At 75.5% G+C, this 23,886-nt stretch carries 24 protein-coding genes and 1 pseudogene; 16 read left to right on the top strand and 9 right to left on the bottom strand.

Annotated elements, in window-relative coordinates:
• Window positions 1–26: 26 nt before the first annotated feature.
• Window positions 27–974 carry an aldo/keto reductase gene (locus ACQFYA_RS13855; RefSeq protein WP_499125163.1) on the top strand — a complete coding sequence of 316 codons (948 nt, stop codon included), beginning with the start codon at window positions 27–29 and terminating at the stop codon, window positions 972–974.
• Window positions 975–1,088: 114 nt separating this feature from the next.
• On the opposite strand, the gene ACQFYA_RS13850 is transcribed toward ACQFYA_RS13855, so the two are convergent.
• The 3 genes from ACQFYA_RS13850 to ACQFYA_RS13840 are packed head-to-tail and all read right to left on the bottom strand — an operon-like array spanning window position 1,089 to window position 4,781.
• The gene (locus ACQFYA_RS13850; RefSeq protein WP_499125159.1) at window positions 1,089–2,309 is read right to left on the bottom strand and encodes an acyl-CoA dehydrogenase family protein; all 1,221 of its coding nucleotides are present in this window, start codon (window positions 2,307–2,309) and stop codon (window positions 1,089–1,091) included.
• A 28-nt stretch (window positions 2,310–2,337) separates the two neighbouring features.
• Window positions 2,338–3,378, bottom strand: coding sequence for a hemolysin family protein (locus tag ACQFYA_RS13845; protein ID WP_499125157.1), 1,041 nt, complete (start codon window positions 3,376–3,378; stop codon window positions 2,338–2,340).
• Complete coding sequence (locus ACQFYA_RS13840) at window positions 3,375–4,781, bottom strand: hemolysin family protein (RefSeq protein WP_499125155.1); 1,407 nt, start codon at window positions 4,779–4,781, stop codon at window positions 3,375–3,377. The genes ACQFYA_RS13845 and ACQFYA_RS13840 overlap by 4 nt, the downstream gene beginning before the upstream one ends.
• A gap of 231 nt (window positions 4,782–5,012) precedes the next feature.
• Between ACQFYA_RS13840 and ACQFYA_RS13835 the strand changes: the two genes are divergently transcribed.
• Together ACQFYA_RS13835 and ACQFYA_RS13830 are read left to right on the top strand one after the other, a co-directional pair.
• Window positions 5,013–6,644, top strand: a complete 1,632-nt coding sequence (locus ACQFYA_RS13835) for an AMP-binding protein (RefSeq protein ID WP_499125152.1) — start codon at window positions 5,013–5,015, stop codon at window positions 6,642–6,644.
• Between the two features lie 67 nt (window positions 6,645–6,711).
• Entirely contained in the window at window positions 6,712–7,893 is a 1,182-nt protein-coding gene (locus ACQFYA_RS13830; protein WP_499125149.1) for a D-alanine--D-alanine ligase family protein, read from the top strand.
• 7 nt (window positions 7,894–7,900) lie between these two features.
• On the opposite strand, the gene ACQFYA_RS13825 is transcribed toward ACQFYA_RS13830, so the two are convergent.
• Window positions 7,901–8,314: a VOC family protein gene (locus ACQFYA_RS13825; RefSeq protein WP_499125146.1), complete on the bottom strand. Its 414-nt coding sequence runs from the start codon at window positions 8,312–8,314 to the stop codon at window positions 7,901–7,903.
• A gap of 66 nt (window positions 8,315–8,380) precedes the next feature.
• Window positions 8,381–8,881 carry a DUF3515 family protein gene (locus tag ACQFYA_RS13820; protein WP_499125143.1) on the bottom strand — a complete coding sequence of 167 codons (501 nt, stop codon included), beginning with the start codon at window positions 8,879–8,881 and terminating at the stop codon, window positions 8,381–8,383.
• 53 nt (window positions 8,882–8,934) lie between these two features.
• Between ACQFYA_RS13820 and ACQFYA_RS13815 the strand changes: the two are divergent.
• A pseudogene (locus ACQFYA_RS13815) lies at window positions 8,935–9,923 on the top strand (thiamine-phosphate kinase).
• Window positions 9,924–9,966: 43 nt separating this feature from the next.
• Here the strand turns inward: ACQFYA_RS13815 and ACQFYA_RS13810 are convergent.
• Entirely contained in the window at window positions 9,967–10,485 is a 519-nt protein-coding gene (locus ACQFYA_RS13810) for a GNAT family N-acetyltransferase (RefSeq protein ID WP_499125141.1), read from the bottom strand.
• Window positions 10,486–10,700: 215 nt separating this feature from the next.
• Complete coding sequence (rpmB, locus tag ACQFYA_RS13805) at window positions 10,701–10,892, bottom strand: 50S ribosomal protein L28 (protein WP_069984843.1); 192 nt, start codon at window positions 10,890–10,892, stop codon at window positions 10,701–10,703.
• Between the two features lie 157 nt (window positions 10,893–11,049).
• On the opposite strand from rpmB, the gene ACQFYA_RS13800 reads away from it, so the two are divergent.
• The 4 genes from ACQFYA_RS13800 to rsmD are packed head-to-tail and all read left to right on the top strand — an operon-like array spanning window position 11,050 to window position 16,640.
• Window positions 11,050–12,756, top strand: coding sequence for a DAK2 domain-containing protein (locus ACQFYA_RS13800; protein ID WP_499125136.1), 1,707 nt, complete (start codon window positions 11,050–11,052; stop codon window positions 12,754–12,756).
• Window positions 12,753–15,017 (top strand): ATP-dependent DNA helicase RecG, encoded by a 2,265-nt coding sequence (locus tag ACQFYA_RS13795; RefSeq protein ID WP_499125133.1) that lies wholly within the window; start codon window positions 12,753–12,755, stop codon window positions 15,015–15,017. The genes ACQFYA_RS13800 and ACQFYA_RS13795 overlap by 4 nt, the downstream gene beginning before the upstream one ends.
• Before the next feature lie 37 nt (window positions 15,018–15,054).
• Complete coding sequence (locus tag ACQFYA_RS13790; protein ID WP_499125130.1) at window positions 15,055–16,044, top strand: endonuclease/exonuclease/phosphatase family protein; 990 nt, start codon at window positions 15,055–15,057, stop codon at window positions 16,042–16,044.
• A 23-nt stretch (window positions 16,045–16,067) separates the two neighbouring features.
• Window positions 16,068–16,640 (top strand): 16S rRNA (guanine(966)-N(2))-methyltransferase RsmD, encoded by a 573-nt coding sequence (gene rsmD, locus ACQFYA_RS13785; protein ID WP_499125127.1) that lies wholly within the window; start codon window positions 16,068–16,070, stop codon window positions 16,638–16,640.
• On the opposite strand, the gene ACQFYA_RS13780 is transcribed toward rsmD, so the two are convergent.
• Window positions 16,607–16,972 (bottom strand): hypothetical protein, encoded by a 366-nt coding sequence (locus ACQFYA_RS13780; protein WP_499125124.1) that lies wholly within the window; start codon window positions 16,970–16,972, stop codon window positions 16,607–16,609. The genes rsmD and ACQFYA_RS13780 overlap by 34 nt on opposite strands.
• Window positions 16,973–17,019: 47 nt before the next feature.
• Between ACQFYA_RS13780 and ACQFYA_RS13775 the strand changes: the two genes are divergently transcribed.
• The 7 genes from ACQFYA_RS13775 (at window position 17,020) to mutM (ending at window position 21,264) form a co-directional block, all read left to right on the top strand.
• Window positions 17,020–17,502, top strand: coding sequence for a hypothetical protein (locus ACQFYA_RS13775; RefSeq protein ID WP_499125121.1), 483 nt, complete (start codon window positions 17,020–17,022; stop codon window positions 17,500–17,502).
• Between the two features lie 4 nt (window positions 17,503–17,506).
• Entirely contained in the window at window positions 17,507–17,989 is a 483-nt protein-coding gene (gene coaD / locus ACQFYA_RS13770; protein ID WP_499125119.1) for a pantetheine-phosphate adenylyltransferase, read from the top strand.
• A gap of 46 nt (window positions 17,990–18,035) precedes the next feature.
• On the top strand, window positions 18,036–18,623 hold the full coding sequence (locus tag ACQFYA_RS13765) for a hypothetical protein (RefSeq protein WP_499125116.1): 588 nt from the start codon (window positions 18,036–18,038) through the stop codon (window positions 18,621–18,623).
• Between the two features lie 171 nt (window positions 18,624–18,794).
• Window positions 18,795–19,346 carry a YceD family protein gene (locus tag ACQFYA_RS13760; protein WP_499125114.1) on the top strand — a complete coding sequence of 184 codons (552 nt, stop codon included), beginning with the start codon at window positions 18,795–18,797 and terminating at the stop codon, window positions 19,344–19,346.
• A 2-nt stretch (window positions 19,347–19,348) separates the two neighbouring features.
• Window positions 19,349–19,543: a 50S ribosomal protein L32 gene (gene rpmF / locus ACQFYA_RS13755; protein WP_079574722.1), complete on the top strand. Its 195-nt coding sequence runs from the start codon at window positions 19,349–19,351 to the stop codon at window positions 19,541–19,543.
• Window position 19,544: 1 nt separating this feature from the next.
• The gene (rnc, locus tag ACQFYA_RS13750) at window positions 19,545–20,291 is read left to right on the top strand and encodes a ribonuclease III (protein ID WP_499125111.1); all 747 of its coding nucleotides are present in this window, start codon (window positions 19,545–19,547) and stop codon (window positions 20,289–20,291) included.
• Window positions 20,284–21,264, top strand: coding sequence for a bifunctional DNA-formamidopyrimidine glycosylase/DNA-(apurinic or apyrimidinic site) lyase (mutM, locus tag ACQFYA_RS13745; protein WP_499125109.1), 981 nt, complete (start codon window positions 20,284–20,286; stop codon window positions 21,262–21,264). Before rnc ends, mutM begins: the two co-directional genes overlap by 8 nt.
• 45 nt (window positions 21,265–21,309) lie before the next feature.
• Here mutM and ACQFYA_RS13740 read toward each other — a convergent pair whose 3' ends face one another.
• Window positions 21,310–22,257 (bottom strand): NAD(P)-dependent oxidoreductase, encoded by a 948-nt coding sequence (locus tag ACQFYA_RS13740; protein ID WP_499125108.1) that lies wholly within the window; start codon window positions 22,255–22,257, stop codon window positions 21,310–21,312.
• A gap of 126 nt (window positions 22,258–22,383) precedes the next feature.
• Between ACQFYA_RS13740 and gadC the strand changes: the two genes are divergently transcribed.
• Window positions 22,384–23,886: a glutamate/gamma-aminobutyrate antiporter GadC gene (gadC, locus tag ACQFYA_RS13735; RefSeq protein WP_499125105.1), complete on the top strand. Its 1,503-nt coding sequence runs from the start codon at window positions 22,384–22,386 to the stop codon at window positions 23,884–23,886.

Genomic DNA, 23,886 nt, shown 5'->3' with positions numbered 1-23,886 from the left:
CGGCCGCCGCGGTGATTGTGCGACGTGTGACTCAGGCGACGGCATCCTCCCAGCTCGGCTCCCTCGACCTCTCCGCGGCACCCCTGGTGCTCGGCGGGAACGTCTTCGGCTGGACCGCCGACGACCCGGCGTCCTTCGCCGTCCTCGACGCGTTCGCCGACGCCGGCGGGCGCATGGTCGACACCGCCGACGTCTACTCGGCGTGGGTACCGGGCAACGCGGGCGGCGAGAGCGAGCGGACGATCGGCCGCTGGCTGGCCCGCTCGGGCCGCCGCGACGACGTGCTGATCGCGACGAAGGTCTCGCAGCACCCGGACTTCCGCGGGCTCGGGGCGTCGAACGTCCGCGCCGCCGCGCACGCGTCCCTCGAGCGGCTGGGCACCGACCGCATCGACCTGTACTACGCCCACTACGACGACGGCGCGACGCCGGTCGAGGAGGTCGCCGCCGCGTTCTCGGCGCTCGTCGACGAGGGTCTCGTGCGCGAGATCGGCCTCTCCAACTCGACGCCCGAGCGCATCGACGCCTGGTTCGCCGCCGCCGACCGCGACGGGCTGCACCGGCCCGTCGCCCTGCAGCCCCACTACAACCTCGTGGAGCGCGGCTTCGAGCAGGACCTGCGGCCGGCCGCCGAGCGGCACGGGCTCGGGGTGCTCCCGTACTACGCGCTCGCGTCCGGGTTCCTCGCCGGCACCTACCGCGACGACGAGGCGCCGGACAGCCCGCGGGCGGGCAAGGCCGCCACCTACCTCGACGACCGCGGCCGCCGCGTGCTCGCCGCGCTCGACGACGTCGCGGCCGCCCACGACGTGCCCGTCGCGTCCGTGTCGCTCGCCTGGCTGCGTGCCCAGGCCACCGTCGTCGCGCCGATCGCCAGCGCCCGGCACACCGGCCAGCTCGACGCCCTCCTGCGCTCGACGACGCTGGAGCTCACCGACGACGAGGTCGCCCGCCTCGACGGCGCCTCCGCCTGACCCTCCTCGCCGGTCGAGCCTGTCGGGACCCAGCCCGATGGTCGAGCCTGCCGAGACCCAGCCCGATGGTCGAGCCTGTCGGGACCAGGTCTCGACAGGCTCGACCGGCGGTCGTCAGTCCTCCAGCGGTCCGAGCACCGACTGCGCGACGGTCGAGTGCGCCGACTCGTCGTCGGACGGGTGGAAGATCCCGGCCAGGACGTCGCGGTAGAGGCGGCCGAGCTCGGAGCGGTTGAAGTACGTGGACCCGCCGGAGCAGCGGATCGCCTCGTCCACAACCTGCCGGGCCGTCTCGGTGACGCGCACCTTGAGCCCCGCCGTCGAGCGGAAGAACCCCGCCCCTGATCCGGACCGCACGTCCACCTGCGCGTCGACCTCGCCGGCCACCAGGTCGAGCTGCGGCCACAGGCCGTCGAGGGCGAGCGCGGCGGTGCCGATGCGCCACCGGATGTCCGGGTCCTGGGAGTACGCCTTGCCGGTCTTCATGGAGCGGCGCTTCTGCACGGCCTCGACCGCGAGGGCCAGCGCCCGGTCGGCGATCCCCAGGTAGACCGACGCGAGCAGGATCTCGAACGACGTGAAGATGCCCAGCACGTACGGGTCGAGGCTCGGGCCGGGCGCGATGCGGCGCAGGACGCGGTCGGCGGGCGCGTGCGCGCCGTCGAGCACCGTGGTGCACGACTGCGAGGCCCGCATGCCGAGCGTGTCCCAGTCGTCCTTGATCTCGAAGCCGCCGCCGTCGCGGGTGACGAACCCGTGCACGATGCGCGGGTCGTCGGGGTCGGTCCGGTCGTCCAGGCCCATGACGCCCAGGCGTGTCCAGCCGGGGGAGTTGGACGTGAAGATCTTGGTGCCGTGGAAGGAGTACCCGCCCTCGCCGTCAGGGCGGGCCTCGGTGCGCGAGCCGAGCAGCACGAGGTCGTTCCCGGCCTCGGAGTAGCCGAAGCCGAAGACCTCGCCGTGGGCCGTCTCCTCGAGCAGCCAGTCGAGGGAGCCGTCGCCGCGCTCGTGCAGGAAGCGGGCGACGCCGACCCACACGTGGTGCATGTTCACCGCGAGCGCGGTCGCCGGCGCGGCACCCGCCAGCCGGGCCTGCTCGCGCGCGGCCTCCCGCAGGGTCAGGCCGGCGCCGCCCAGGTGCTGAGGGACCATCGCCTGGAGGTACCCCGCGGCCTTGAGGTCGGCGAGGTCGTCGGCGAAGAACGTGTTCTCACGGTCGTGCGCCGCCGCGCGGCCGCGGATCGTCTCCAGCAGGTCGTCGGTGAGGATCCGGCGGGGCGTCGACAGGGGCGACGGGAACGGCGACGGCGCGGCGTCCGGCGAGGTCACAGGCATGACCACACCGTACGCCGCGCCCCCGCGTTCAGCCCCCGACGCCGGCCGTCGTCCCCTCCGGCTGGGGCAGCAGGCGGCGCAGCACGTCGGCGAGGGTGACGACCCCCAGCGTCCGGCCGTCGCGGCGGACCAGCGCGAGCTGCTCGCCCGCCACCCGCAGCTGCGAGATCGCGGCGTGCACGGTGGTGGCGGCCTCGAGCACGAACGGCGCGCGCGCCAGCGGCGCGACCTGGGCGTCGTCGTCGAGCAGCAGGGTGTCGCGCACGTGCACCACGCCCCGCACCTCCTCGCCGGTCGTGCCGTCGCCCCGCAGCAGGATGCGCAGGTGGCCGGAGGTGACGGACGCGGCCCGCACGTCGGCCGCCGTCGCCCCGGCCGGGACGGACGTGGGTCGCGACCCGGCGGGCAGCAGCGTGTCGACCGTGAGGGTCTCCAGCTCCAGCGCCCCCGCGATCTGCGAGGAGTAGGCCGCGTCGAGCGCCCCGACGTTGGCGGAGTGCTCCACCAGGTGGCGCAGCGTGGTCGGGTCGTGCCCGGCCTCGATGTGGTCCACCGGCTCCACGCCGACGGCCCGCAGGCACCGGTTCGCGAGGGCGTTGAGCCACCGCAGCACGGGGCGCGTGAGCCACATGAACCCGCGCATCGGCAGCGCGAGCAGCGTCGCCGAGGCCTCGGGGTGCGCGATGGCCCACGACTTCGGCGCCATCTCGCCGACCACGAGGTGCAGGAACGTCACGAGGATCAGCGCGAGCACGAAGCCCGCGACGTCGGCCACCCAGTACGGAGCGCCCCATGTCTCGAACAGCGGGGTGAGCCAGTGGTGCACCGCCGGCTTGGTCACGGCGCCGAGCGCCAGCGTGCAGGCGGTGATGCCCAGCTGCGACCCGGCGAGCAGCAGCGTCAGCTCGGACGAGCTGCGCAGCGCCGCCCGCGCGGAGCGGCTGGTGGGCGCGGCGTCCTCCAGCCGGTGGCGGCGCGCCCCGAGCAGGGCGAACTCCACGGCCACGAAGAACGCGCTGAGCGCGATGATGGCGACGGTCGCGGCGACGACGACCCAGGGGTTGCTCATCGGTCGTCCTCCCTCGGCGTCGTGGCCCGGACGGCAGCGCCGTCGGCGTCCCCGGGCGCGCCCTCGACCAGGCGCACCCGCACCAGGTGCGGCACGTGCCGCTCCACGGCGAGCACCTCGGCCTCGATGCGGCGGGCCACGGGTTCGTCGTGCGCGAGGTCCGCCGGGTCGGGCGGCAGCTCGACGGCGACGTGGTCGCCGGCGCGCGGCAGGGCGCCCAGCTGCGCGATGAGCAGCCCGGCGACGGTCTCCTGGTCGCCGCGCGGCAGGTCGTGCCCGAGGGCCCGCTCGGCCTCGTCGAGGTGGACGTCTCCGCCCATCAGCCACGTGTCGTCGCCCTCGGCCGTCACGGTCGCGGGCTCGTCGGCGTCGTGCTCGTCGGTGATCTCGCCCACGAGCTCCTCCGCGAGGTCCTCGAGGGTCAGCACGCCCGCGAACCCGCCGTACTCGTCGACGACGACCGCGAGCTGGTTGCGGGCCCGGGTCAGCTCGGCGTGCGCGTGCGGCAGGGCCATGAGGGTCGGCAGCACGAGGACCGGCCGCATCAGGTCGGTGACGGGTGCGTCGTCGGGCAGCGGCGTGCGCAGCAGGTCCGTGAGCTGGACGACGCCGATCGCCTGGTCCTCGCCGTCCACCACCGGGTAGCGGGAGTGGCCGCCGGCCATGAGGGCGCGCAGCTCGCCCACCGTGAGCCCGGGCTCGACCGTCCCGACGCGCGAGCGCGGGATCATGGCGTGCTCGACGTCGCGGGCCGGGAAGTCGAGGATCCGGTCCAGCAGCATCGACAGGTCGTCGGGCAGGTCGCCGCTGGAGCGCGAGTCGGCGACGATGTGCTCGAGGTCGCGGGCCGTGGCCGAGTGCTCGACGTCGTGCACCGGCTCGATGCGCAGCACCCGCAGCAGGGCGTTCGACGCCTTGTCGAAGACGGCGATGAGCCAGCCGAGCACGGTGAGGTACGCCGTCGTCGAGCCGGCCAGGCGCAGGGCCGTGGGCTCGGGCCGGGCGATGGCGAGGTTCTTCGGGAACAGCTCGCCGAACAGCATCTGCACCAGGGTCGAGACCGCGAGGGCGGCGACCGTGCCGACGGCCACGCCGACGCCGGCCGGGACGCCGACGCCGCCGAGCAGCGTGCCGAGCGCGTCGCCCACGAGCGGCTCGGCCACGTAGCCGACCAGCAGGCCGGTCACGGTGATGCCGAGCTGCGCGCCCGAGAGCACGAACGACGTGCGGCGCGTGACGGCGAGGGCCCGCTGCGCGGTCGCGTCACCGGCCTCCGCACGGGCGGCGAGCCGGGAGCGGTCCACGGTCATGTAGGCGAACTCCTGGGCGACGAAGTACGCCGTCGCCGCGGTGATCACGAGGATCACGAGGAGGCCGAGGAGGAGGGAGAGGGCGGCGGTCATCGGGGACGCACCGCCTCAGGGCCGACAGGGCCCGGGGGCTGCGGGGAGCCCGGACTATGACTGGGGTCGTCGGCGGGCGCGGCGCTCTCGTCGGCCGCGGGCACCGTGACGATGGTCGTCGCGAGGGTGATGTCCACGATCGCCCCAACGTCGGCCGCACGCGAAGGGTTCCCGGCGTTACGCTCCCTGCCACACGGTCGACGAGGACCGTGGACGCACGAAGGGACCGCCATGCCCGAGACCAGCGTCGGCACCGCCGCCGACCCCAGCGCCGCCGACCGCGCCGTCATCCGCAGCCCGCACCCCGACGTCGAGATCCCCGACGTCAGCCTCTACGACTTCCTCTTCGCCCCGCTCTCCGGCGCCGACCTCGACCGCGTGGCCCTGGTCGACGGCCCGAGCGGCGCCGCGACCACCTACGGCGAGCTGCGCGCGCGGGTGGACGCGGTCGCGGGCGCGTTCGCGGCCCGCGGGCTCGGGGTCGGCGACGTCGTGGCCCTGCACAGCCCCAACGTGCCCGCGTTCGTGGCCGTCTTCCACGGCCTCCTGCGCGCCGGGATCACCGTCACGACGATCAACGCGCTGGCGTCGGGGCGGGAGGTCGCGAAGCAGCTGGGGTCGTCGGGGGCGAAGGCGCTGGTGACGGTCTCGGCGCTGCTGCCCGCCGCGAAGGCGGGCGCGGACGCCGCGGGCCTCGCGCCGGGCGACGTCGTCGTGCTCGACGGCGCGGACGGGCACCTGTCGCTCGCCGAGCTGCTCGCGGGCGGCCACGCGGCGCCCGATGTCGCGTTCGACCCGCGCACCCACCTCGCGGTGCTGCCGTACTCCTCCGGCACCACCGGGCTGCCCAAGGGCGTGATGCTCACCCACCGCAACCTCGTGGCGAACGTGCTGCAGACCGACGCGTACATCCCCCTCGCGCCCGACGACGTGATCCCCGCCGTGCTGCCGTTCTTCCACATCTACGGGATGACGGTGCTCATGAACGGGGCGGTCTACCAGCGCTCGACGCTCGTCACGCTGCCGCGGTTCGACCTCGCGGAGTACCTGCGCGTCGTCGAGCAGCACCGGGCCACGGTGCTCTTCGTCGCGCCGCCCATCGCGCTGGCCCTGGCCAAGCACCCTGCGGCCGCCGACCGCGACCTGTCCAGCGTGCGGATGCTGATGTCGGGTGCGGCGCCGTTCGACGAGCACCTCGCGGCGGCGGTCGGGCGCCGCATGCCGGGCACCCGGGTGCTGCAGGGCTACGGCATGTCCGAGATGTCGCCGGTCTCGCACGTCATCCCGGTCGACCGGACCGACGTCTCGCCCGGCACCGTCGGCATGCTGGTGCCGAACATGCTGGCAAGGATCGTCGACCCCGCCACGGGGGAGGCCGTCGAGCAGCCCGCCGAGGGGGTCAGCGCGCCCGGCGAGCTGCTGTGCGCCGGGCCGAACGTCATGGTCGGGTACCTCGCGGACGAGCAGGCCACCCGCGACACGCTCGAGCCCGACGGCTTCCTGCACACCGGCGACATCGTGACCGTCGACGCGGACGGCGCGTTCACCGTCGTCGACCGGCTCAAGGAGCTCATCAAGCACAAGGGCTACCAGGTGGCGCCGGCCGAGCTCGAGGCGCTGCTGCTCACCCACCCCGAGATCGCGGACGCGGCGGTGATCGGCGTGCCCGACCCTGAGTCGGGGGAGGTGCCGAAGGCGTTCGTCGTGCGGGCCGACGGCAGCGCCCTCACGGCCGACGACGTGCAGGCGTTCGTGGCCGAGCACGTCGCCCCGTACAAGAAGGTGCGGGTCGTGGAGTTCGTGGACCAGGTGCCGAAGTCGGCGGCGGGGAAGATCCTGCGCAAGGAGCTCCGCGCCCGCTGAGACCGGTCGGCGGGTCGCGCGTGGCCCGGCGCGGACGGCGGGGCGGGTTCCGGTAGGGTTCGGCGCGATGTCCGACGCCACCTCCGCTCCGTCCACGAGCCCAGTCCCCGCCGTCCCGTCGCCGGGCGCAGGCGCCCCGCGCAAGACCCGTGTCGCGCTGCTGTTCGGCGGGCGTTCGGGCGAGCACGCCGTCTCGGCCTCGACCGCCGCCGGCGTGCTGCGCGCCATCGACCGCGACCGCTACGACGTCGTGCCCGTGGGCATCACGCGCGAGGGCCGCTGGGTGATCGCCGAGGACGACCCGGAGCGCTGGCAGATCGCCGACGGCCGCCTCCCCGAGGTCACGGCCGAGACGGGCGCCGAGGTCGTGCTGTCGCTCACCCAGGGGGAGCGCACCCTGCGCGTGCTCGAGCAGGGCCAGGTGCCCGGCCTGCTGGGCGAGGTCGACGTCGTCTTCCCGCTGCTGCACGGCCCGTTCGGCGAGGACGGCACGGTGCAGGGCCTGCTCGAGCTCGCGGACGTGCACTACGTCGGCGCGGGCGTGCTCGCGTCGGCCGTCGGTATGGACAAGCACTTCATGAAGCTGGTGCTCGCGGGGCAGGGGCTCGCCGTGGGCCCGTACGTCGTGATCCGCCCGCGGGACTGGGAGCGCGACCGCGCGGCGTGCGTCGCCGCCGTCGAGCCACTGGGCCTGCCGCTCTTCGTCAAGCCCGCGCGGGCGGGCTCGTCGCTCGGCATCACGCGCGTGGACGACCTGGCCGACCTGCCCGCGGCCGTCGAGACGGCGCGGGCGCACGACCCCAAGGTGATCGTCGAGGCCGGGATCGACGGCCGCGAGATCGAGTGCGCCGTGCTCGGCGGGCGCGACGGGGAGCCGCCCCGGGCGTCGCTGCCCGGCGAGATCGTCGTCGACCACGACAGCCACGCGTTCTACGACTTCGAGGCGAAGTACCTGGACGAGGCGCACGTCGACCTGCGCTGCCCGGCGGAGCTCCCGCAGCACGTCATCGACGAGATCCGCGACGTCGCCGTGCGCACCTTCGAGGCCGTGGAGGCCGAGGGGCTGTCGCGCGTCGACGTCTTCGTGACCCCCGACGAGCGCGTCGTCGTCAACGAGATCAACACGATGCCGGGCTTCACGCCGTTCTCGATGTACCCGCGGATGTGGGAGGCCTCCGGCATGAGCTACCCGGAGCTGGTCGACGAGCTCATCCAGCTCGCCCTGGCACGCCCGACCGGCCTGCGCTGACCGGCGGTCAGGGCACCACCAGCGTGCCCAGCGGACCGGGCGCGTGCGCCACCTCCCAGAGGAACCCGTCCGGGTCGGTGAAGTACCCGGAGTAGCCGCCCCACTCGCGCCGCACCCCGTCGCGGACGGTCGGCGCGCCGGCCCGCCGCGCGTCGTCGAGCACGCCGTCCACGTCGTCCGGCGTCCCGACGTTGTGCGCGAGGGTCATCGGGGCGGTGCCGCCACGGGACACCGGGCCGATCTCCTCGGCCGCGTGCGCCTCGTCCCACAGCGAGAGCACGACGTGCTGCCCGACCTGGAACATCAGCACCTCGCCGGGCGCCTCCATGAGCAGGTCCCACCCCAGCCCGTCGACGTAGAACCGCCGGGTGGCGCCGATGTCGGCGACGACGAGGGTGACGAGGCTGAGGCGCTGGTCCATCCCCATACCGTGGCACGGGCTCCCGACGGGCGCCTCAGATGCGGGGTGCTCCGGCCGCCCGGGACGTCAGCTGCACTCGGCGGTCGCGGGCACGTTGCTCACGGCCTGGGCGAGGTCGCCGACGAACGACGTCGAGTGGTCCGCGGTGACCGACGGCGGCACCAGGACCTCGACGGCCGGCTCGCGGCCGTAGGTGGTGAACCGCCACGTGCCGTCGTCGCCCGCCTCGACGATCCAGTCGACGGCGCCCGCGCTGGACTCGACGCGCTGGCAGTCGGGGGACGGCCCGGGCGGGGTGACGCCGCAGCGCAGCGTGACGGCGGCGCCGGGCTCGCCCCAGGCGGCCGTGGCCTGGGCGTTGGTCTTCGCCTTGTCGAGGTCGCCCGCGAGCACGTCGGGCAGCGCGAGCATCACGGGCGCGCAGTCCGGGTTCGCGGCGTCCTCGGCCGGCGTTGCGCCGATGGTGGTGGCGCACGCCGCCAGCGGGACGGCGAGGGCGGTCAGCGCGACGGCGCGGACGGCGCGGACGGCGCGGGACGCGCGCTTCGACGTCAGGGGGCGGGGCACGGCGACCACGCTACCGGGCGGGACGCCCCCGGCGACCGCCTACAGTCGTCTCCGTGACCGACGCCACCCGCCCCCTCGTACGCGACCTGTCCGAGGAGGAGCTCCTCGCGCGGATCTTCCCCCTGCTGCCCGCAGCGGCCGCCACCCTGCTGGGTCCCGGTGACGACGCTGCCGTGGTCGCGGCGCCCGACGCGCGGTTCGTCGTGACCACCGACGTGCTCGTCGAGGACCGGCACTTCCGCCGGCGCTGGTCGGGCGGGTACGACGTCGGCGCGCGCGCCGCGACCGCGAACCTCGCCGACGTCGCGGCCATGGGCGCGCGGCCGACGTCCCTCGTGGTCTCGCTCGTGGTGCCGGGGGACCTGCCGGTCGAATGGGTGACCGGGCTGGCCCGGGGACTGGCGGACGTGTCCGGGCCGGCCGGCGCCGGCGTCGTCGGCGGGGACCTGTCCGGCGGCGACGCCGTGGTCGTGGCCGTCACCGCGCACGGCGACCTGGAGGGCCGCGCGCCGGTGACCCGGTCGGGCGCCCGCCCGGGCGACGTCCTCGCGTACGCGGGGCACCGCGGGCTCTCGGCGGCGGGCCTGGCGCTGCTCGACGCCGGTGTCGCGGACGGCGCGACCGAGGGCGCGCTCGCGGCGTGCGTCGCGGGCTATCTGCGGCCCGAGGCGCCGCTGGCCGCGGGGCCGGGGGCGGCGCGGGCAGGCGCCACGGCGATGCTCGACGTCTCGGACGGGCTGCTGCGCGACGCCGGCCGGCTCGCGCGCGCGAGCGGCGTCCGCGTGGACGTGGCGACCTCGACGCTCGCCGCGGACGTGGAGCGGCTGCTGCCGGCGGCGACGGCGCTCGGGCGCGACCGCGACGCGGCGCTCGGCTGGGCGCTGGCGGGGGCGAGGACCACGGCCTGCTCGCCGCGTTCCCGCCGGACGTGGCGCTGCGGGACGGGTTCCGCCGGGTGGGGGGCGTGCTGGCCGGGGCGGGGGTCGCCGTCGACGGCGCCGAGCCGGGCGTGGCGACGGGGTGGGACCATTTCGCTGGTTGAGCCTGTCGAGACCGAGGCTCCGACCGGCTCGGCCCGCGAACGGTCAGCCGCGGCGGTAGCGGACCTCGGTGACGGGGGTGTCGCCGATGTCGTCCATCCGCTCCACGCCGTCGGGGTGGAAGCCGTGGCGGCGGTAGAAGTGCTGCGCCCGCTCGTTCTGGTTCAGCACCCACAGCGACATCGGCACGCCCTCGGGGACCTCGGCCAGGACGGTGCGCATGAGGTCGCGGGCCACGCCGCGCCCCCAGGACTCGGGGTCGAGGTAGATCGCGTAGAGCTCGAGGTCGCCGTCCTCGGCGTCCTCGTCGCGCGACGGGCCGTAGCTCGCGAAGCCCAGGAGGCGGCCGTCGCCCTCGGCGACGAGCGTGGTGCGGGTGCCCTCGTCGAGGATCCGCTGCCACTGCGCGGCCCGGTCGGCGGCGTCGAGGGACTCGAGGTACTCGGCCGGCAGCACGCTGGCGTAGGCGCCCTTCCAGGACGTGACGTGCACCTGGGCGATGCGCCCGGCGTCGGACACGTCGGCGGGCCGGATCTCCACGTCGCTGTCGGTCTGCACGATCATCTGCTCAGAGTGCCACGCCGGCACCCCCACGCCAAGCCGGTTTGGTGAATCCTTCACGAATTCTTTGCCGGTGGATGCGGGCAACCCCGGCTCCCGCTCCGGCCGCCGCGCAGCACCGGGTTCAGCTGCTCGCGGGCACGCCAAGACGCCCGCCGGGAAGATCCCGACGGGCGTCTCGCGAAAGCGTCGCTACCGGGCGTGCCCGGCGTGCAGGCTCAGGCCTGGCGCGTGACCTTGCCTGCCTTGAGGCAGGAGGTGCAGACGTTGACCCGCTTGGGGGTGCCCGCGACCACGGCACGGACGCGCTGGATGTTCGGGTTCCAGCGGCGCTTCGTGCGGATGTGGGAGTGCGAGATGCTGTGCCCGAAGCCCGGGCCCTTGCCGCAGACGTCGCAGTTGGCAGCCACGGTCTCTCCTGATCGTCGTGCACACGTCCCGCGCCAGGGCAGCAGGACGTGAGGCTTATGGTCTGGGGGAGCCCGGGACCGCCCGGGCAACCACACGAGGATAGCCGATCCGGGGAGTGCTCCTCAACGTGGGGCCGGTCACCGCTACCGTGGTGGCGTGCATCAGCCCGAGCTCCTCGACGCCGCCGTCGTCCGCGCCTGGGTGCGCACCGCCGTCGACGCCCTGGCCGCGGCCCGTGCGGAGCTCGACCGGGTGAACGTCTTCCCCGTGGCGGACGGCGACACCGGCACCAACATGTACCTCACCGCCCGGGACGCCGCCGCCGCCGTCCACGCCGCGCCCGGCGACGCCGGCGGGGCCCGGCTGCTGCGGCTGGCCGCGCGCGCCGCGCTCCTCGGGGCGCGCGGGAACTCCGGGGTGATCCTCAGCGAGTGGCTCCGGGGGCTCACCGTCGCCGCTACGCGCGGCGACAGCCTCGCGATCGCGCTGGACGTCGCGGCCCGGTCCGCGCGGCAGGCGGTCGCGCACCCGGCGCCCGGCACCATCCTCACCGCGGCGGAGTCCGCCGCGGCCGCGGCCCGGCAGGTCGAGGCGGGCGGGATGGTGGGGCCGCCCGGCGCCCCGGCCCGGCTCTCCACGGTCGACGCCGCCTGCCGCGGGGCCCGCGAGGCGGCGCTGCGCAGCGTGGGCGCGCTGGAGACCCTGCGCGTGGCGGGGGTGCTCGACGCGGGCGCGTGCGGCCTCGTGCTCGTGCTCGAGTCCCTGGCCGCGGCCCAGCGCGGCGCCGACGGGCCGGCGTCGGAGGCGGGCGGCAGCATGGCCCCCGTGCTGCTCGACATGGACCTGCGGGGTCACGGCGACCCTGCTCCCGCGACGCCCGCCCCGGACCGCGACGAGGCGTGGGCCGGCGACGTCGGCTCACGCGGCGATACCGACGGCGACGGCGAGGCGCACCGCGACGGCACGACGGACGACGTCGAGCTGATGTTCGTCCTGGAGCGCTCCGCGTCGGCCGCCGGCTTCCGCCCCGGGGCGGTGGCCGACGCCCTGCGCGCGGACCTCGACGACGTCGGCAGCTCGGTGGTCGTGGTGGGGGGCGGCGACGAGGGCGACGCCCCCGAGCGGTCCCTGTGGCAGGCGCACGTGCACACCTCGGACCTCGACGCCGCGCTCGGCGTCGCCCGGAGGTGGGCCTCGCGGGGCGCGGTGTCGCGGGTGTCCGTGCGCCATCTCGCGGTGCCGCCGGACCGGTGGGCGGTCGTGGTCACGACGGCGGCGCCCGCCCTGGCCGCCGAGCTCGCGCGCGGGGGTGCGGTCGTGGTCCTGGACCTGGACGTCCGCCCGACGGCGGACGACCTCGCGGCCGCGGCCCTCGGCGCCGGCGCGCCGCGCGTGCTCGTGCTCGCCCCCGGGGCGCTGCTGGACGGGCTCGACGGGGGCGCGGCCGCGGGCGCCGAGCGGTCGGCCGAGGTGCCCGAGATCGTGCGCGTCGCCGCGCCCGCGGACGTCCACCTCGTCGCGGGCACCTCCGCGCTGGCGGCGGCGCTCGACGCTGCCCGGGAGGAGGACGTGGACGTCCCCGCGGTCGTCGGCTCGGTGGTCGCGGGGCTGCGGGTGGGGACGGGCCCGGCCGTGACGGTCGGCGCGATCGTCAAGCGGCTCGTGGCCGGTTCCCCCGTCGCCATCGTCACGCTGCTGCCGGACGACGACGTGCCCGACGCCACGATGACGGTGCTGGCGGCCCGGGCGTCCGAGGTGTCCGGCGGCGCCGACGTCGTCGTGATGCGGACCGGGCGCCCCGGGGGGCGCGTCGCGATCGGGGTCGAGCCGCTCGTGCCGGACACGGCGGGGGCCCCGCGGTGACCGGCCGGGAGGCGGAGCCGCTGACCAAGGTCCTGGGGGCGCGCAGCGCGGGGCCCTTGGGCAAGCTCGGGCTGGTCACTGCCGGGGACCTGCTGCGGCACTACCCCCGCCGGTACGGCGACCCGGGCACGCTCACGGACATGGACCGGCTCGCCCTGGGCGAGCACGTCACCGTGATGGCGCGCGTCGGGCACGCCACGGTGCGGACGATGCGCTCGCGCTCCGGCGCGATGCTGCAGGCGGTCGTGACCGACGGCCGGCACGAGCTCGCGCTCACGTTCTTCGCCAAGCGCGCCGGTGCGCTGCGCCCGCACGAGGAGAAGCTTCGCCCGGGGCGCGTGGGCCTGTTCACCGGCGTGGTCAGCGAGTACCGCGGCACGCGGCAGCTCACCCACCCCGACTACGTGCTGGTGGGCGTCGACGCCGACGACGCCGAGGCCGCCATGTTCGAGGCGAGCCGCCCCATCCCCATCTACCCCGCGTCGTCGGCCGTGCCCAGCTGGCGCATCCAGCGGGCCGTGCGCACCGTGCTCGACCCGCTCACGGAGGCGGACGTCGACGACCCCGTGCCCGCCGACCTGCGCGACCGGCTCGGCCTGCCGAGCCGCCTCGACGCCCTGCGCGCGATCCACGTGCCGGACGACCAGCGCGCGTGGCAGCGGGCCCGCGACCGGTTCCGCTTCGAGGAGGCGTTCGTGCTGCAGGCGGCGCTCGCACAGCGCCGTGCGCACGCCGCCGAGCAGGAGGCCACGGCCCGTCCCCTCCGGGAGGAGGGGGCACCGAGCCTGCTGTCCGACTTCGACGCGGGCCTGCCGTTCGCGCTGACCGACGGACAGCGGTCGGTCGGGGAGGACCTGGCGCGCGAGCTCGCGCAGGCGCGGCCCATGCAGCGGCTGCTGCAGGGCGAGGTGGGCTCGGGCAAGACGGTCGTGGCGCTGCGCGCGATGCTGCAGGTGGTCGACGCCGGGGGGCAGGCGGCGCTCCTCGCGCCCACGGAGGTGCTCGCCGCCCAGCACGCCCGGACCCTGCGCCAGCTCCTCGGACCGCTCGCCGAGGGCGGCCTGCTCGGCGGCGCCGCGCACGGCACCCGCGTGGCGCTGCTCACCGGCTCGCTCGGGGCCGCGGCCCGCAAGGAGGCGCTGCTGCAGGCGGCGAGCGGCGAGGCCGGGATCGTCGTCGGCACGCACGCGCTGCTCGGCGAGCAGGTGCAGTTCGCCGACCTGGGGCTGGTCGTCGTGGACGAGCAGCACCGGTTCGGCGTCGAGCAGCGCGACGCCCTGCGGGCCAAGGGGCGCGCGGCGCCGCACGTGCTGGTCATGACGGCCACGCCCATCCCGCGCACCGTCGCGATGACGGTGTTCGGCGACCTCGAGACGTCCTCGCTCACCGAGATCCCGGCCGGCCGCGCCGGGATCACGTCGCACGTGGTGCCCGCCGGCAACCCCCGCTGGATGGAGCGCACGTGGGCGCGGGTGCGGGAGGAGGTGGACAAGGGGCACCGCGCGTACGTGGTGTGCCCCCGGATCCACCCCGACGACGACCTCCCGGCCGGGGGCGCCGCCGCGGCGAAGGACTTCGACGACGTCCCGGACCTGCTGGAGATCATGGACGGCGACGCGACCGGCGCGGGGAGCGACCGGCCGCCGCTGCGCGCGGTGCTCGAGGTCGCGGACATGCTGCGGGACGAGACCCCGGCGCTCGCCGGCCTCGACGTCGGCGTCCTGCACGGGCAGATGGCGTCCGCGGACAAGGAGTCCGCGATGGCGCGGTTCGCCGCGGGGGAGCTGCAGGTGCTCGTCTCCACCACCGTGATCGAGGTGGGCGTCGACGTCCCCGAGGCCACCGTGATGGTCGTGTTCGACGCCGACCGCTTCGGGCTGTCCCAGCTGCACCAGCTGCGCGGGCGCGTGGGCCGTGGCGCCGCGGCGGGGCTGTGCCTGCTGGTGTCGACGGCCCAGCCGGGCACGCCGGCGGCGGCGCGGGTCGAGGCGCTCGCGGAGACGACCGACGGGTTCCGGCTCGCCACGCTCGACCTCGAGCTGCGCTCCGAGGGCGACGTGCTCGGGGCCGCCCAGTCGGGGCGCTCCAGCTCGCTGCGGCTGCTGCGCGTGGTGCAGGACGCCGACGTCATCGCCGACGCGCGCCGGGAGGCGTCGGCCGTGGTCGGCGCGGACCTGGAGCTCGCCGACCACCCGGAGCTGCGCGCGGCGATCGAGGCGCAGCTCGACGACGAGCAGGAGGAGTTCCTCGAGCGCGCCTGACGTCGGGCCGCGGGGTCGTGGCGCTACGGTCCCGGTCGTGCGCGACGTCGTGAAGCATGCGAGGGGGACGGGCCGGCCCCGGCGGGGCGGGCGTCGCGGTCGCGTCCTGGTGGCGCTCGCGGCCGTGACGGCGCTGCTGCTCCTCGGGCACCGGTGGGTCCCCGACGCCGGGGGCCTGGGCAGTCTGGTCGAGACGTTCCTGCCGTGGCTGGGACTGGTCGTGCCGCTCCTGGTGGCCGGGGCGGTGCTGCGCCGATCCGCGGCCGTCGCGGTGGCGGCGGTCGTCGTCGTCGCGGTATGGGTGGCGGTCTGCGTGCCCCTGCCCGTGCCCGGCGTGGCCCCCGCCGGGCCGGGCGACGGGGACCGTCTCGTCGTCGTCCAGCACAACGTGAGCGACACGAACGCCGACCCGGACGCCACGGCCGCGGCGCTGCTCGCCGCCGAACCCGATGTCGTCACGCTGGTCGAGGTGACGCCCCCGCTGGCCGCGGCGTTCGGGGACGCGCTCGGCGAGGCCCTGCCGTACCGGTCGTCGCAGGGGACCGTGGCCGTCTGGTCGCGACATCCCTTGACGGAGGCCGAGCCGGTGGACCTGCGCCCTTCCGGTGTCGCCGCGTCGTGGGACCGGGGGCTGCGGGTGACGGTCGACACCCCGGGTCCGGGCGGGGCGCGGCTGTACGCGGTGCACCTGCCCTCGGTGCGCCTGGGCCCGGCGGGCCTCGGGACGACCGCGCGCGACGAGAGCATCGCCCGCCTGGGAGCCGAGCTCGCGGCCGACGCCGCGCCGGTCCTCCTGGTCGCGGGCGACCTCAACACGGCCCTCGAGGACCGGGCGCTCGCGCCGGTCACGGCCGAGGTGACCGGCCGTCGCCAGGTCTTCGGCTTCACGTTCCCCGCGGCGGCGCCCGTCGTGCGGATCGACCACGTCCTCGCCCGCGGCGCGAGCGTCGTGTCGGTGGCGCCCCTGGAGCGGACGGCGAGCGACCACCTGCCCGTCGCGGCCGAGGTCGCGCTGCCGCCGGGGTGAGCACGGCGGATACGCTCGGCCCCATGACGAGGATCGTGGCCGGCCGGTTCGGCGGGCGCACCCTGCAGGTGCCGCCGAAGGGCACGCGACCCACGAGCGACCGTGTCCGCGAGGCGATCTTCTCCCGGCTGGACCACCTGGACGTGCTGGACGGCGCCCGGGTGCTCGACCTGTACGCGGGGTCCGGGGCGCTCGGCCTGGAGGCCGCCAGCCGTGGCGCCGCCGACGTCGTGCTCGTGGACGCCAACCGCCGCGCGGCCGACGTCGCGCGCGGCAACGTCGCCACGCTGGGCCTGCAGCGCGAGGCGCGGGTGGTGGCCGACTCCGCCGAGCGCTTCGCGGCGGGCGCGGCGGGCCGTGGGTTCGGCGTCGTCTTCCTCGACCCGCCGTACGACCTGGCCGAGGACGCGCTCACGGCGGTGCTCGGCCACCTCACGGCGCCGGGGGTGCTCGCCGCCGACGCCGTGGTCGTCGTGGAGCGCTCCACCCGCAGCCCCGAGCCCGCATGGCCCGCAGGGCTGGCGGCGTTCGCCCGCAAGGACTACGGCGAGACGGCGGTGCACTACGCCGAGCCGGTCGCTCCCGCCGGGGCGTAGCGCTCCGCGCCGTCCAGCGTCCCCACCGGCACGCCCCTGAGGGCCGACGGGTCGGCGGGGTCGACCACCGGCACCCGGTCGCCGGACGCGGCCTCCAGCAGGCGCCGGGTCGCGGCGTCGTCGGCGAGCGACCCCTCGCACGCGACGAGGTGCTCGGCGAGGAAGCCGTGCACCGGCCGGCCCGGCACGGACCCCGCCGCGTCGTCCGGGGCGTCGTCCGGGGCGCTGTCCGGTGCGTCGTCGGCGGGGCCGAGCGCGACGAGCAGCATCGCCGGGACCCGCGGCGCCCCCGGCCCGCCCATGCCCGGCCGGAAGGAGGGGAGCGCCAGCACCCGCGCGCCGTGCCGGGCGTAGAAGCGGAGCCGGCCGCGGGGTCGCCGTGCCGGTCGTGCGGCGGGTGGTGCGCCGGGTGCTCGACCTCGGCCAGCACCAACGCCGGGCGCAGCTCGCGACGCCACCGCGCGACCGACCCGTCCAGGAGCCGGCCCCCGACCCCGCCTCCCCGCCCGCCCGGGGCGATGGCGAGGGAGTCGAGCAGCAGCACGCGGGTGCCCGGCGACCAGGACGCGACCGCGCCGGCCGTGACGCGGCCGTCGCGCTCGACGCCGTAGGCCGACTGGAGGCCCGCGCGCCGCCCCGCGCGCAGGTCGTCCAGGGGCACCAGCTCGGCGGGCGGGAACGACGGGGCGAGCACGTCGTGCCACAGCGAGGCGAGCTGGGCGTCGGTCGTGAGCGGCACGACGTCGGGGTCGACGGACATGCCCTCATGGTGTCCCCGGCCGCGGCGTCCGGCAGCCCGGCGGGCACCCGCGACGGGCCCGGCCGGGCTCCCGGGGATCGTGCCCGCGCTGTACTAGCGTGACCGCGTGAGCATCGCCGTCTGCCCCGGGTCGTTCGACCCGATCACTCTCGGCCACCTCGACATCGTCCGGCGCGCGCGCCGGATGTTCGACGTCGTCGTGGTCGGCGTGGCCCGCAACGCCTCCAAGAACGCGCTGCTGGGCCCGGAGCAGCGGGTGGAGCTCGCCCGGGCCGCGCTCGCGGCCGACCCGGAGACCGCCGACGTGCGGGTCGAGGTGGTGCCCGGCCTGCTCGTCGACTTCTGCCGCGAGATCGGGGCGGCCGCGGTCGTCAAGGGCCTGCGGGGCGGCGCGGACTTCGACGCCGAGCTGCCGATGGCCCTCATGAACCGGCACCTGACCGGCGTCGAGACGGTCTTCGTGCCCGGGGAGCAGCGGTACGCGCACGTCGCGTCGTCGCTGGTCAAGGACGTGGCCCGCTTCGGCGGGCCCATCGACGACCTCGTGCCGCCCGGTGTCGCCGACGCGGTGCGCGCGGCGCTGCGCTGACGGGCCGCGCTGACGGGCTGCCATGGAGCACGATCGAGGAGCAGGGATGAGTGACACGACCGAGACCACCGCGACCGGGGCCGGCCAGGCGGAGGACCCCGCCGCCGGGCTCCTGGACATCCTGGAGGACCTGGCGGCGCTGGTCGAGAACGCGCGGTCGGCGCCGCTGTCGACCAACGTCAAGCTCGACCGCGAGCAGGCCCTCGGGCTGGTGGACGAGCTCCGCGACGCGCTGCCCACCCAGGTGGCCCGCGCGGACGAGGTGCTGGCCGCCGCCCGGGACACGCTGGACGACGCGCACCGGCAGGCGGAGGAGATCGTGGCGTCCGCCCGCGCCCGCGCGATCGAGCTGGTGCAGTCGGAGCAGGTCGTGGTGCAGGCCCGGTCCCGCGCGGCGGAGGTCGTCGCCGAGGCCGAGCGACGGGCCGCCGCGCTGCGCACCGACGCGGACGCGTACTGCGACGGGCGGCTCGCGGACCTCCAGCAGGACCTGGAGGCCCTGTCGGGACAGGTGCGCGCGGGCCGGGACAAGCTGGCCGACCGTCGCGAGCAGCGCCTCGACGAGCAGGGCTCGCCCCGCGTGCGCTGGGACGCCGTGCAGGACCCGCGCTGGCCGCAGGAGCGACCGTCCTGACACGACCGTCCTGACACGGGGTGAGGCGGGTCACGTCGGAGGCCGATGCGACCCGTCGCCGTGATGGCCTAGACTAGGTCGCTGGCCCGTTCCGGGCCGCCCCCTTCCTTTCCTGCCAGTCCACGTCTGTCATCGGAGCCTGCCATCGCCACCGCGAAGCCCTCGCCGCTCGTGCTCGACACGCACGAGCTCTCGCGGCGACCCGGGACGATGGAGGAGGTCGCGCGCGTCGTGCCCGCCCCCGCGGACATGGGGACCGCCGTCATCGGCGTGCCCGAGGGCGACGACCTCGTCCTGGGCCTGCGGCTCGAGTCGGTCCTGGAGGGGGTGCTGGTCTCCGGCGTCGTGCGCGGCACGGCGGTGGGGGAGTGCGTGCGCTGCCTCGACCCGGTGTCCCGGCAGGTGACGGTCCACGTGCAGGAGCTCTTCGCCTACCCCGAGCGGGCGAAGGCGGCGGAGGACTCGGGTGACGAGGACGCCGAGGACGAGGCCGTGCTGGTCGACGACCTGGCCGACCTCGAGCCGGCGGTTCGGGATTCGCTGGTGACTGCACTACCATTTCAACCGCTGTGCCGTCCGGACTGCCCCGGCCTGTGCTCCGTCTGCGGGGCGCGGCTGGCGGACGACCCGGACCACGATCACGACCTTGTCGACCCCCGGTGGTCGGCGTTGCAGACCATGCTCGAGCAGTCGAGCGTGTCCGACGAGACGAAAGAGAGCTAGCCGTGGCTGTTCCGAAGCGCAAGATGTCGCGCAGCAACACCCGGGCGCGTCGCTCGCAGTGGAAGACCACCGCGGCCGTCCTCACCACCTGCCCGAGCTGCAAGGGGCAGAAGCTGTCCCACGCCGCGTGCCCCACCTGCGGTGCCTACAAGGGCCGCCAGTACGCCGAGGCGCTGCGCACCGAGCACGCGGGCTGACATGCCTGCACCCGGCACCCGGCAGCGTCCGGAGCCGACCGCTCTTCTCGAGAAGCTCGGGGTCCACCTGGACCCCGAGCTTCTCGTGCTTGCCCTGACGCACCGCTCGTTCGCGCACGAGGCCGGGGGCATCCCGACCAACGAGCGGCTCGAGTTCCTGGGCGACACGGTCCTGGGCCTGGTCGTGACGGAGGCGCTGTACCGCCGCCACCCGGACCAGTCCGAGGGCGAGCTGGCGAAGATGCGCGCGGCCACGGTGTCGCAGCGCGCGCTGGCCGCCGTCGCCCGCAGCCTCGACCTCGGCAGCTACGTGCTGCTGGGCAAGGGGGAGATCCGCACCCGCGGGTTCGACAAGGACTCGATCCTGTCGGACACGGTCGAGTCGCTGATCGGCGCGACGTACCTGTCGCACGGCCTCGAGCCGGCGCGCGAGCTGGTGCACCGGCTCGTCGACAGCACCCTCGACGCCGCGGCCGACCTCGGCGCAGGCCTCGACTGGAAGACGTCGCTGCAGGAGGCCGCCGCCGTGCGTGGGTTCGGCGCCCCCGTGTACGAGGTGACGGGCGAGGGCCCGGAGCACGCCCGCGTCTTCCACGCCCAGGTGACGGCCGGGCCGGTGCTGGGCATCGGCACGGGCTCCGCGAAGAAGCACGCCGAGCAGGCGGCCGCCGAGGAGGCCTACCGGGCGCTGCAGGCGCTGCCCCTGCCGGGCGACGACGTGACGGGCCCGACGGCCGCCGGTGCCTGAGCTCCCCGAGGTCGAGACCGTCCGTGACGGCCTCGACCGCTTCGTGGTCGGCGCCGTCGTGTGCGACGTCGAGGTCTCCCGCGACTACTCCGTGCGCCGGCACGAGGGCGGTCCCGGCGGTTTCGCGGACCAGCTGCGCGGGCGCCGCCTGGACGGCGCGGTGCGCCGCGGCAAGTTCCTCTGGCTGCCGCTGGGCGAGCCCACCTCGTTGGTGGTCGAGCCTGTCGAGACCCGGGTCCCGACAAGCTCGACCGGCGAGGACGGCGGCGCCGCGCTGCTGGCCCACCTCGGGATGTCCGGCCAGCTCCTCGTGCGAGACCCGGCCGTCGCGGGCGACTGGGCGCACCCGCACCTGCGGGTCCGTCTGCACCTGGACGGCGCGCCCTCCGGCGCCCGCTACCTCGACTTCGTCGACCAGCGCACGTTCGGCCACCTGTCCGTCGTGGACCTCGAGCCCACGGCCGACGGAGCCCCCGGCGGCCACGGCAGCCCCCTGGCCGCCGTGCCGGAGCCCGTCGCGCACATCGGCCGCGACCCGCTGGACCCCGCCTTCGACCCCGACGCCGTGGTGGCGGCGGTCCGCCGCCGCCGCACCGGGATCAAGCGTGCCCTGCTCGACCAGACCCTCCTGTCCGGGGTCGGCAACATCTACGCCGACGAGGCGCTGTGGCGGGCCCGCCTGCACTTCGCGCGCGCCACCGACCGGCTGCGGCCGGTCGAGGTGCGTCGCGTGCTCGACGCCGCCACCGAGGTCATGACGGAGTCCCTCGCCCAGGGCGGCACGAGCTTCGACGCGCTCTACGTCAACGTCAACGGCGAGTCCGGGTACTTCGCCCGCGGCCTCGCGGTCTACGGGCGCGAGGGCGAGCCGTGCCCGCGCTGCGGCGCACCGGTGCGGCGCGACGCCTTCATGAACCGCTCGTCGTACACGTGCCCCGTCTGCCAGCCGAGGCCTCGCCAAGGCCGCTGGTAGGCGGACCGCCGGTCGAGCCTGTCGAGACCTGTGGTCTCGGCGGGCTCAGCGACCGGGGCGCTCGACGACGTTGTGCAGCCCTGCCGCGCCGTCGGCCAGCCAGGCGTGGAGCTGCTCGGTGACGAAGCGGGCCGCGCCCTGTGGCCGCCCGCCCGCGACGTGCGGCGTGAGGATCAGGTGCGGCGCGTCCCACAGCGGCGAGTCCTCGGGCAGCGGCTCGGTCTCCGTGACGTCGAGGGCGGCGCCGGCGAGGGTGCCGTCCCGGAGGGCGGCGACCAGCGCGTCCTCGTCCACGGTGGCGCCGCGGCCGGCGTTGACGAACCGGGCGTGCGCCGGCAGCAGGCCGAGGACGCGTGCGTCGAGGGCGTGGTGGGTCGCCTCGGTCGCGGGCAGCAGGGAGATCAGCACGTCCGTGGTGGGCGCGACCTCGTCGATCGAGGCGACCACGGGGAAGCCGTAGCGCTCGCCGGCCGACGAGGCGACGCCGGTGACGCGTGCGCCGAGGGCGGCGAGGAGCGGGGCGAGGACGGCGGCGATCGACCCGAAGCCCCAGATCGTGACGCGGGCGCCGTGCAGCGTGAACTGCGACTCGTGGTTCGCCTGCTCCTTGCCGAGGTCGCGGTCCCACACGTGCTCGCGCTGCGCCGCGAGGGTGCGGTCGAGCCGGCGGACGGACGCGAGGACGAGGGCGAGCGTGTGCTCGGCGACGGTCGCGTCGTGCAGGGACCGCCCCGAGGAGATCACCACGTCGGGCGCGAAGCCGGCCGCGAGCGCCTGGTCGGGGCCGGCGTTGAGGGTCTGCACCCAGCGCAGGCGGGTCATGCGCCGGGCAGCGTCCTCGAGCACGCGCTGCGGGCTGGACCAGGTGACGAGGGCGTCGGCGTCCACGTGCTCCTCGGGCACCGGGTCGCGCATCACGTAGCGCGCCACCTCCACGCCGGGGACGTCGATCGACAGGTCGAAGGGCACGTTGCCCGGCACGAGGATCTTCACGCCTCGCGACGCTATCAGCACCGCCCCGCCGGGAGCCGAGCCGTTCGCCGTGCGGCCCGTGACCTGCCCACATATCGTCGTTCCGTCCGGCGCCTGCCGGACGGCGGTGTGTCGGGAGGGGTCGGCATGACGACGTCGGGGACGGGCGCAGGAGCAGGGGCGGGCACCGTGGACGGCGCGTCGCCGCCGACGCGGGAGCAGGTGCGCCAGGCGATGACCGCCCGCACGCCGCGGAACTACATCACCTGGCTCACGCTCGCGTTCATGATCACGTCGTCGGTGGCGAGCCTGCGCGCGGCGCCGACGATGGCGGTCTACGGGCTGGCGGCGGTGTTCCTGTACGTGGTGCCGGCGATCGTCTTCCTGCTGCCGACGTCGCTCGTGTCGGCGGAGCTGGCGTCGGGCTGGTCCGGCGGCGTCTACCGCTGGGTGGCGGAGGGGCTCTCCAAGCCCCTGGGCTTCCTCGCCGTCTGGTGCCAGTTCGCGATGACGATCTTCTACTACCCGAGCCTGCTCGGGTACGTGGCCAGCACCCTGGCCTACGTCATCAACCCGGCGCTGGCGTCGAACGGCCTGTACGTGGCGATCGTCATCATGGTCATCTACTGGGCCGGCGTCTGGGTGTCGTCGCAGGGCACCACGACGGTGGCCGGGCTGTCGAGCGCCGGCCTCGTGATCGGCACCCTGGTCCCGGCCGTGATCCTCGTCGTGCTCGGCATGGTGTTCCTGGCGCAGGGCAACCCCTCGGCCGCGCCGATGGACGCGAGCCACCTGCTGCCGCAGTGGACCGGCATCGCCTCGCTCGTGCTGATCGTCAACAACTTCCTGTCCTACGCGGGCATGGAGATGAACGCGGTGCACGTGACGACGCTGCGGAAGCCGGCCACGGAGTTCCCGCGGTCGATGTTCCTGGCGATCGGGCTGGTGCTGGTCATCTTCATCGTGCCCGCGGTGGCGATCAGCTGGGTCATCCCGGCCGACCAGCTCAGCCTCACGGCCGGGGTGATGCAGGCGTTCGACGCGTTCTTCGCCAACTTCGGCGTCTCCTGGCTGACGCCGATCATCGGGCTGATGCTCATCGCGGCGTCCGTCGGCGGCATGCTCACGTGGCTGGCCGGGCCGTCCAAGGGGTTGCTCATGGTGGCGCGCGAGGAGGGCTACATGCCGCCGTTCCTGCAGCGGCTGAACAAGAACGGCGTGCAGCAGAACATCCTCGTGGCGCAGGGCGTCTTCACGACGGTCATCGCCCTGCTGTACGCCTTCATCCCCGACGTCTCCAGCGCCTACTGGATCCTGTCGGTGATCACCACGCAGGTGTACCTGATCATGTACCTCCTGCTCTTCGTGGCGGCGGTCCGGCTGCGGCGCACCGCCCCCGACCACCCGCGCGGGTACCGGGCGCCGGCCCTCACCCTGCTGTGCGTCGTCGGCTTCGTCGCCTCGGTGGCCGCCATGCTCATCGGGTTCGTGCCGCCGGCCCAGTTCTCCAGCGGGTCCGTCGGGGTCTACGTGCTCATCGTGGGCGGCGGGCTGGGGATCATCGGCCTGCTGATCCCCGCCCTGTTCCTCCTGCTGCGCAAACCGTCCTGGCGGCAGCCGGCCGCGGCGACCGACGAGACGGAGGCGTGA

The sequence above is a fragment of the Promicromonospora sp. Marseille-Q5078 genome (assembly GCF_050315395.1).
GTDB lineage: Bacteria > Actinomycetota > Actinomycetes > Actinomycetales > Cellulomonadaceae > Isoptericola.
This window is presented reverse-complemented; position numbering and strand designations above follow the sequence as displayed.